Origin of the sequence: Mesotoga infera, assembly GCA_011045915.1 — a bacterium.
Classification (GTDB): Bacteria; Thermotogota; Thermotogae; order Petrotogales; family Kosmotogaceae; genus Mesotoga; species Mesotoga infera_D.
In genome coordinates this window covers 23891-32950 of sequence record DSBT01000374.1, presented here as the reverse complement: position 1 = coordinate 32950, position 9060 = coordinate 23891, and the positions used below count along the sequence as shown (strand labels likewise).

Here is a 9060-nt window from a genome sequence, read left to right as displayed (position 1 = left end):
CTATTTGCACACTGGACAATGGGGATATTCTATATGGCTGGATAATGGGAGCCGGATGAATCGAGAGATTCAAGTCCGGTTCTGAGAGAGCCTGGGGGTGAAATCCCCCTGGGCTACTCACCAGCTAGAGAGCCAGAAGATAGTTTCCGATGAGTGCTGTTTTTTCATGACTGGTTGGAGTCCAAACGCTCTTGAATCATCACCTTGCCCAAGAACGAAGAACAGATCTTCGCTCTGGAACGAATAACAGGTTTTCGGCGAACTGAGGACGTTTCAACGGTGAACCGATCTTGATTTGCTCTTTCAAACTCCAACCTTCTAACCCCAACCCCGATCGTTCTCAAAGCCCAGATCCCGTATAGGAGCACTACGGGATGACACCCTTAGGTTATTCAGAAAGCATCACACTCTGTCATTCTGACAGTGCTCTAAGTCAGAATCTCAATGTACAACCTCTGGCATGAGTGTGAGTCTGATTTCACGTCTTTTCACATCCTGCTTGACTTGTAACATACGAAAGTTGTATAGTTGTTTAAGCTAAATCAGCGAGGGATTTGTATGGTTGATAGTCCATGTCTTAATAAACTAAATATGTTCTGGTGGTGGAGCTGCCCCTTCGGTGGGGGTTAGCCTTTTGCTACCAGGGTAAACCCATATTGAAGGGGCTCTCACAATGGAGAGCCCCTTTATTTTTTTGAGGAGGTACTGGCATGAAGAAGAGAATTGTTGTGAATTTGAAATTAGAGGAGTTGCCAAGAAGCTGGTATAACATAAAGGCTGACTTGCCATTCAAGATGGATCCGCCTTTGAATCCAGCAACAAACGAAGTCATCGACCCCAAAGATATGATGGCTATCTTTCCAAAGTCAATAGTAGAGCAAGAAATGAGCGAAGAGAGGTTTATTCCTATCCCCGAACCTGTTCTAGACGAATACGTGGTTTTTCGTCCGAGTCCACTCATAAGAGCAACTTTTCTTGAGGAGTTTCTGAACACTCCTGCCAGAATTTACTACAAGTATGAAGGCAACTCGCCTACAGGAAGTCATAAAACAAACACGGCCATCGCCCAGGCCTACTACAACAAGGCCGATGGAGTTACAGAGCTTACTACCGAGACAGGTGCAGGTCAGTGGGGAAGCGCCCTTTCCTATGCCGGAAGGAAATTCGGCCTTACCGTGAGAGTTTTCATGGTCAGAAACAGCTATCAGTCAAAGCCTATGAGACAACACATGATGAAGATGTTCAACGGCTCAGTAGAACCCAGTCCGGGAGAGAACACTGAAAGCGGCAGAAAGTTTCTTGAGGACAGGAAGAATTTCTCAGGTTCTCTGGGAATGGCAATCAGCGAGGCCATTGAAATAGTCTTGAATTCCACCACGAAGAAGTATTCTCTGGGAAGTGTTCTCGATCACGTGCTTCTCCATCAAACTGTAATCGGATTGGAAGTCGAAAAACAGCTTGAAATACTCGGCGAGAAGCCATCGTCCATCATAGGTTGCCATGGTGGAGGATCAAACTTTGGCGGAACGATTCTACCCTTTGTCAAGAGGAGGCTCGATGGTGAAGACATCGAGTTCGTCGCATGCGAGCCGGAGTCCTGCCCCACTCTATCTAAAGGCGAGTATCGCTACGATAGCGGAGACACCGCAGGCTTCACACCGTTATTGAAGATGTACACACTCGGCAGAGACTTCGTTCCACCCGCAATTCATGCCGGAGGACTCAGGTATCACGGGGCCGCTCCTCTCGTTTCAAGATTGGTTAAGGAGGGAATTGTCACTCCCGAAGCCTTGCCTCAAGATGAGACTTTCAAAGCAGGACTTCTCTTCGCCACAACCGAGGGAATAGTACCGGCACCGGAATCGACACACGCAATTGCGGGTGCTATACGAAGGGCAATTGAGGCAAGAGAAAATGGAGAAGAGAAGGTAATTGTCTTCACTTTAAGCGGAAACGGCGCTCTGGACCTCTCTTCATACACCAGCACTATCGAGGCTCACAAAGATGTTCTTAACTTCGATGATCTGCGTGAATCGAGCGTTGCAGAACGTTAACTCTTTGAAATGCCTTTTGTCAAACGGTTTCAGTTGATTCGGTGTTGCATTACCTGATTAGAAGATGTTAGAATTGTTTTGTGATCTGAATTCTAGCTAGGGGGTGTACCTGTGAACAAGAAAGAACTTATCGCTGAACTTGCAGAGAGAACCGGAGCAACCAAGAAGCTTGTCGGAGACGTCGTTGATAGTTTCATCGGTGTAGTTGGGGAAGAGCTATCAAAGAATGAAGAAGTAAAACTCGTCGGATTCGGGACTTTCGAGGTTACAAAGAGAAAGGCAAGAAAAGGTGTCAACCCGAGAACGAAGGAAGCAATCGAGATTCCCGGCGGGAAGGTTCCGAAATTCAGACCCGGTAAAGAGCTAAAAGAGAAAGTTCAGTAACGATTGTTCCGGAAAATATGAGAAGGTGGAGCTCAGTCTCCACTTTTTTCATTTGCCCACTTGACAACCATTTCAACTGCTCTGCTGTTCTTGAGGACACCGTACAGGTCGGCTTCGGAGGCTTCAGCGATCCCTTTAACGCTGCCAAAAGCCTTAAGCAGAGACTTCTTCCTCTTTGGCCCGATGCCCGGAATGTCATCTATCTTTGAAGTTTGGAATCTTCTTTCTCTGAGGACACGGTGATAATTGACAGCAAAGCGATGGGCCTCATTGTCAATAGAGATTATCATTCGCAAGACGGGGTGCTCTTCCTTCAGTTTCACCCTGTCTCGATTGTCAAGAAAGACTAGCTCATTGAATTCCTTTGCCAATCCCACTACTTCGTATTCGTCTATGCCTATCTCGGAAAAGGCCTTCTCGACAGCTCTTAACTGTGGTTCTCCACCATCGATTAGAAGGAGATCTGGAAGAGGGTGTTTTGTGTATCTCCTCTTAACTACAGTTGCCATCGCCTCAAAATCATTTGGTTCATCGAGCTCGCTGATGCGGTATCTTCTATATTCGGATTTGTTCGGCTTTCCATTGTCGAAAACAACCACCGAGGCGACCGTGTACAGTCCCTGAGTGTGAGAGATATCAATACCCTCAATTCTCGAAGGAAATCGCTTCAACCCCAGAATCTGATGGGCCTGTCTCAGTGAATGGGCGGCATTCATCCTTATCCTCTGCTCTTCATCAATGTTCTTGAAGGCTATACTCAGAAGCCTCTCTTCCTGTTCATCACGAGGATCCCCAATATAATGGAAGTCTCTCTTGAACTGCTTGATATCCTTCTTTTTCAGACCAGTTACGATGAGCGCTTTCGGTATTCGATTTCCTTTCGCATAGTAAAACTGTGTAATGAAATCGATCGGAGTTCCATCGGGAAAATCAAAGACCAGTTTTCCCAGAAGCATTCCGCCCCTAACCTGAAGCAACGCGGCCAGGCCCGTAGAAACGGCGAGAATGTCCGCTTTCAGATCTAGAGAAGCTTCAACTCCCTGAAACGCGTAGAGATCGTCCATGGAGGAAAGTATATCTCTTATCTCCGCGGCCCTCTCAAACTGCATTGCATCGGAGAGCACTGCCATCCTCTTAAGAAGAGCCTCTCTAACTTTCAATGTGTCTCCTTCGAGAAAATCGGTGAGAGCCAAGAGTTGTTCTCGATACTCTTCAGGCGTCACTTTTTCAACGCAGGGCGCGGAACACATCTTGAGGTGATAGAGGAAACAGGGCTTCTTGACCCTGCTTAGATCGTACGAGCAAGTTCGGATTCTGAAGACTTTCTGCAGAAATTCAAGCAGTTTTCTCACAAGTCCCGCACTTGTATAAGGTCCAAAATATGAACCTTCCAGTTCTTTTGTCCTCGTAATTCCAAGATACGGGTATGGATCTGAAGAAATGTAGATATACGGGTAGGTTCGGGAGTCTTTCAGGAAGACATTGTACTTCGGCTTTCCGTTGAAGATCAGATTTGCCTCAAGAAGCAGAGCCTCACGCTCCGACGTGACCATTATGAAGTCTAGATCTTCTGCCTCTTCTGCAATTCGTTTGGCCTTTTCATTCTTTGCCCACGTTGATTCTCTGAAGTAAGACAGGACTCTTCTCTTCAGTTTCTTTGCTTTGCCTACGTAAACCGCAACGCCTTTTTGATCTTTGAAAATGTAAACTCCCGGCTCCTCGGGAAGCTGAGAGGCTTTGTTCAATATTTTCTCATTCATGCTTGCTCAACAACTCTTCGCAGATGACTCTCTTGTAAGAACACTGAGTATTCTTCAGCAGATTCCAGACCTCTCTTCCCACAGGGTTCGGCACCCCTCCGAGAAAATTCGCAAGCTGAAGGTGGAGACACTTCACTTTATTCGGATTTCTGATTCCTCCAATACCTCTTTCCATGATCACTCTCTTCTGCTCATCAGACACAGAGGACTTTTCGAGAAGCTTCTCTTTTAGAAGTGCCGTACGGGAGTGCGCCCCTAGATATTCAGCGGCAAAGGCCTCGTCCTCTTCGACCCTTTTCTCAAAGCCGGCGATCATTCCTGCGCTCTCGAGCCTCGAAACTTCCTCCTTCAGAAATGGACAGCTAAGCCAGAACAGTGTTGGAAATGGTTTCCCATCAGCAATCAATGAAGATTCTATGACTTGCGGGAATCCCCATTCACAGACTTTAACGATTCTGAAATCGTTTTTCAGAACCCTTCCAAGCTGTAGCGAAACTATTTTCTTCTCAGCACTACTGCTTTCCAATCTCCATCTTCCTCAATATGCTCGATGAGAAAGCCCTTCTCTACGAGACTTCCTATTTCCTCATACTTGTCTCTGAATATTCCCGAAAGAATCACTCTGCCATCCTTCAGGAGAAACCCACTAAGATCGAGAACGAACTCCTTCAGCAGCTCAACTATCATATTCGAGACGATGAGGTCAAAACGCTCCTCTGGCTCCAGCGCCGAAAGAAAATCCGACAGACGCGTTTCTATAGAGACTTGATTTATCCGGGCAATTTCAACTGTTTTCTCGATGGAATGCTGGTCAATGTCCAGAGCGAGAACCGAAGACGCTCCTCTCTTTGCGGCGATAACCGATAAAATCCCAGTTCCGCAGCCCACATCAAGGACTTTAGAGCCGCTTCGAATGAACTCTGAAAGAAGAGAAGCAGCAAGTTTCGTGGATTCGTGAAGGCCCGTTCCGAAGGCCATTCCGGGAATAATACCGATCTTGTTTGAATCTATTATCTTCTCTTCTTCCTCCAGAGGAATGACCTCAATCCCATCACAGAGCTCAAATGGGACCAGAGACTCCTTCCACTTCTCAAACCAATCCTTCTGTTCACTATAACCCAGATCCGCAAACTCGATCCCTTTCAGAAAAACCGGGAGTTCTTCCCCTTCCCCCAGAAAGACGTGCAATGCGTTTCCCGAATCAACAAGCTTTTCGAAATAGAGATCTGAAAAACCTTCGTTCCAGCTGATTCCTTCGATTAGATCACATTCCTCTTCTGAGAGAAACGCTACAAAGTGTTTGTACTTCACTGTTCGGCCCCTGCACTATTAAAACTTTCTCTTAGGGTTTCAAGAGCGCGTCTTGCGGCCAGCTGCTCCGCCGCCTTCTTTGTTCGCCCTTCTCCTTCACCGACAATTTTCCCTTCCAGGAATACTCCAACCTTGAACCACTTATCCTGTGGTGGACCCTCATCGAGAATTGTCTCATATACAGGTCTTGAACTGAAGCGAGCCTGCGTGAGCTCCTGAAGGGAAGTCTTGTAATCTAGAATCAGGTCGCCCCCAACCGCTTTCTCAATATACTCTGACAGCTTTGACTGAACAAACTCGATTGAGATCTCAAGCCCTCCAGTCAAAAAGATTGCTGCCAGAACAGCTTCGAAAGCATCCGCAAGAATCGAATCTCTTTCCGACCCTCCGCTCTGCCTCTCTCCTTTGCCAAGAAGGATATAATCTCCGATTCTCATAGATCTGGCAACGTAAGAAAGGACCTTTTCACTTCCCACCATAGCTCTGACTTTCGACATATCGCCTTCACTCAAGAGGTAATTGCTGAATAGGGTTCTGGCAAGAGACAATTCGAGAACTGCGTCTCCCAGAAATTCCATTCTTTCGTTTGACTCGAGAAGCCTTTCTCCGTTCTGGGCAAGCTCATTGGTAAAAGAGGAATGACAGAGAGCTCTAAAAACGAGCTCTCTGTCCGCTTCTATTCCGTTCATTTTGCAAAACTCATCGACCAGCTTTTCTTCTTCTAGACTGAGCATTACTGGATAATACCCCTTAACCTTTCTACTATGCTCTTGCTCGAAAGACCCGAAAGGTCATAGAGCAGTTCGTTGTCTCCGGAGAACATATACCTGTCGACGCCTATCTTTTCGAAACTCTTCGGCGTTATTCGAGACCGGAGCAAATAATCGGAGAGGATGGACCCTAGACCGCTATTGACATTGTGATCTTCGAGAGAGATGACTGAAGAAGAGAGGTATTCTTTAACGCTATCGAAGTCTGCCCCAATAGGACAGCTAACGTTAAGAACGGTCACTTCTATACCTTGAGTTCTCAGTTCGTCTGCTGCCTTCACTGCTTGATGAGTGACCTGACCCGTCGAAACAAGCGTCACTTCCTTTCCCTTCCTCACAACATCTACTTTTCCATATTCAAACTCATAGCCGTCCCCAAAGAAAGGCTTCCCTTCCTCGTCTGCAATTGGATTCATGGTAGATCTTCCCATCGCAATGACGAAATTCCCGTCGGCCTTGCTCATGAACCTGACTGCTCTATCTGTCTGGTTTGGATCGGCAGGTACTATCAGTTTGAAGCCGAAGAAGTTTCTCACTGCTCCAATGTAATCTAAACAGTGGTGAGTCTTTCCATCTTCGCCGACGTCGATTCCAACGTGGGTTACTCCCACCTTTACGTTTGCCTTGTTTATATCGTTTAGTCGCTGCTGGTTGTAAGTTTCATCGATGCCGAAAACTCCGAAGTCAGCAAAGAAAGTCAGCACTCCACACACCGATGCAGCCCCGGCAGCAGTCGCGGCATTGTGTTCCTGAACGCCAATTTGTATGAAGTTCTCAGGCCAGATCTTCTCGAACTCATTTACTTTCGTTGAAGGTTTCAGATCACAATCTACTACCATCACCGGGAGCTTACCTTTGTTGAGCTTTCCGATATCTGCAAGAGCCTTCCCGAAGGCCGATCTGTTATCGCTCTTCTTCTCAACCGGATATACGAAGGGGACTCCAATTATCGGTCTTATCTCTTCGTCCTGAGGGTGTATCGGTTCATGATACGAGGGGAGTCTCTTTCGCATCTCAACAAATCTGTCAATATCGTTTTCAAGCTTGAGTTCGGAAAGAGCAGAGGCAGCCTTTCCCATATCCAGAGGTTTTCCATGATAGGAAACATCTCCCTCCATAAACGAAACTCCCTTTCCCATAATGGTCTTGCCGATTATCGCGACGGGAGTTTTCGACTCGGATGCTTCAACTAGTGCCTTGTTCAGCTCAGAGTAGTCATGGCCGTCGACTTCAATAACCTTCCAGCCATCCGCCAGATAATTAGCCTTAATATCCACGAACATTATGTCGCGGGCATTTCCGGAGATCTGAGCGTCATTGTAGTCAATAACGACAACGAGGTTGTCAAGCCCGTACTTCTTTGCAGTCCTTCTTGCTTCCGCAACCTGGCCCTTGGCTTGTTCCGCATCGCTCATTGCGACAAAGACTCTGTAATTTTTCCCGCTGATTTTCGAAGCAAGAGCCATACCAACTCCCACTGAAAGGCCCTGTCCCAGATTTCCAGTCGTCCATTCAACACCCGGAATCCCTCTTGTAATGTGACCTTCGAATAAGGAACCCGGATGTCTAAAACCGGAAACAACTTCGTCGATATCAACGAAACCAAGCCTTCCTAGCGTCGCGTAGACACCTGGCGATGTGTGCCCGTGGCTTACAATAATCCTGTCGCGCTCGGGGTAAAAGGGTCTTCTTGGATCGTTGTTCGCGAAATCGTACACGGAAAGAAAAATGTCTATGGATGACATTGAACCTCCTGGATGACCAGAATTGGCAACAGTAGTCATCTTTATTATGTCACCCCTGCATATTCTTCCAAGATCTTCAAGCCTTTTCAATTCAGCTTTCGTGAGTAAACCCGCCATATCCAACCTCCATTCTTCCTTCAGTCGTCAATCGAAATATCTTCATCTCTATTCTTTATCAATTCATCTGGATTTGTGTCCTGTATAATCGATCGCTGGCTCTTTCTGAAATCGTCAAACTGAACCTTCAGCATCTGCCCGTCATCTGCAACCAGAGTAATAACCTTCATAAAAATGTTGACAGTCAAAACCTTACAGGTCTTGCCTTCGTAATCAACAAGAGAACCTTCATCAGGAATATCCAGAAGCTCATTTTCATAAAGCTCCTGTTCATAGGAAAGACAGCAGAGAAGCCTTCCGCACCTTCCCGATATCTTTGCCGGGTTGATCAACAACTGCTGCTTCTTGGCATGCTTCAACGTTATGCTTTCAAACTGTCTTAGAAAGCGAACGCAACAGGCCGTCATTCCGCACAGTCCAAGGCTGCCGGTCATCTTAACCTCATCTCGTATTCCGACCTGTCTGAGCTCAATTCTCGTCCTGAAAGCTCTAGCCAGATCCTTGACCAGCTCTCTAAAGTCAACCCTGCTGTCGGCACCGAAGTAGAAGACGATTCTCGATCGATCAAACATATATCTCGCCTCCAGAAGCCTCATTGGAAGAGAGTGCTTCTTTATCAGTTCCTGGCAGGTCTTCATTGCCGCCTCCGATTCTTCTTTATTCTTGGCATCCGTTTCCCAGTCTTCGTCGGTCATTACTCTGACAATCGGTTTGAGCTCTTCCTTAGTGTCATCTATGCGAGTTTCAACTGGTCCATACATAACCTTTCCAACATCCAATCCGAACTCACTCATTGCAAGCACATAATCACCCTGCTTCAGCAACTGCTCGCTGGAAGTGTATTGATACAGCTTCCCTACTGAGTGGAATTCGATTCCATAGACCGTTCCATATATCTCAGGCATCTAAATAACCTCCG

Annotated in this window: 8 protein-coding genes; 2 read left to right on the top strand and 6 right to left on the bottom strand. The window is 46.7% G+C overall.

Annotated elements, in window-relative coordinates:
- Window positions 1-710: 710 nt before the first annotated feature.
- Both ENN47_12200 and ENN47_12195 read left to right on the top strand, forming a co-directional pair.
- A complete protein-coding gene (locus ENN47_12200; GenBank protein HDP78910.1) occupies window positions 711-2054 on the top strand; it encodes a TrpB-like pyridoxal phosphate-dependent enzyme in 1344 nt (447 codons plus the stop codon).
- 111 nt (window positions 2055-2165) lie between these two features.
- Window positions 2166-2438, top strand: a complete 273-nt coding sequence (locus tag ENN47_12195; protein ID HDP78909.1) for an HU family DNA-binding protein — start codon at window positions 2166-2168, stop codon at window positions 2436-2438.
- A 32-nt stretch (window positions 2439-2470) separates the two neighbouring features.
- Here ENN47_12195 and uvrC read toward each other — a convergent pair whose 3' ends face one another.
- From uvrC to ENN47_12165, 6 genes are read right to left on the bottom strand one after another with little or no spacing between them, the layout of a single operon-like run.
- The gene (gene uvrC / locus ENN47_12190; protein ID HDP78908.1) at window positions 2471-4198 is read right to left on the bottom strand and encodes an excinuclease ABC subunit UvrC; all 1728 of its coding nucleotides are present in this window, start codon (window positions 4196-4198) and stop codon (window positions 2471-2473) included.
- Window positions 4191-4724, bottom strand: a complete 534-nt coding sequence (locus ENN47_12185) for a DUF501 domain-containing protein (GenBank protein ID HDP78907.1) — start codon at window positions 4722-4724, stop codon at window positions 4191-4193. Before ENN47_12185 ends, uvrC begins: the two co-directional genes overlap by 8 nt.
- On the bottom strand, window positions 4694-5509 hold the full coding sequence (locus ENN47_12180) for a 50S ribosomal protein L11 methyltransferase (GenBank protein ID HDP78906.1): 816 nt from the start codon (window positions 5507-5509) through the stop codon (window positions 4694-4696). The genes ENN47_12185 and ENN47_12180 overlap by 31 nt, the downstream gene beginning before the upstream one ends.
- Entirely contained in the window at window positions 5506-6243 is a 738-nt protein-coding gene (gene rnc / locus ENN47_12175) for a ribonuclease III (protein HDP78905.1), read from the bottom strand. Before rnc ends, ENN47_12180 begins: the two co-directional genes overlap by 4 nt.
- Window positions 6243-8141, bottom strand: a complete 1899-nt coding sequence (locus ENN47_12170; GenBank protein ID HDP78904.1) for a transketolase — start codon at window positions 8139-8141, stop codon at window positions 6243-6245. The genes rnc and ENN47_12170 overlap by 1 nt, the downstream gene beginning before the upstream one ends.
- Window positions 8142-8161: 20 nt before the next feature.
- Complete coding sequence (locus ENN47_12165) at window positions 8162-9046, bottom strand: hypothetical protein (GenBank protein ID HDP78903.1); 885 nt, start codon at window positions 9044-9046, stop codon at window positions 8162-8164.
- Between the last annotated feature and the right edge of the window lie 14 nt (window positions 9047-9060).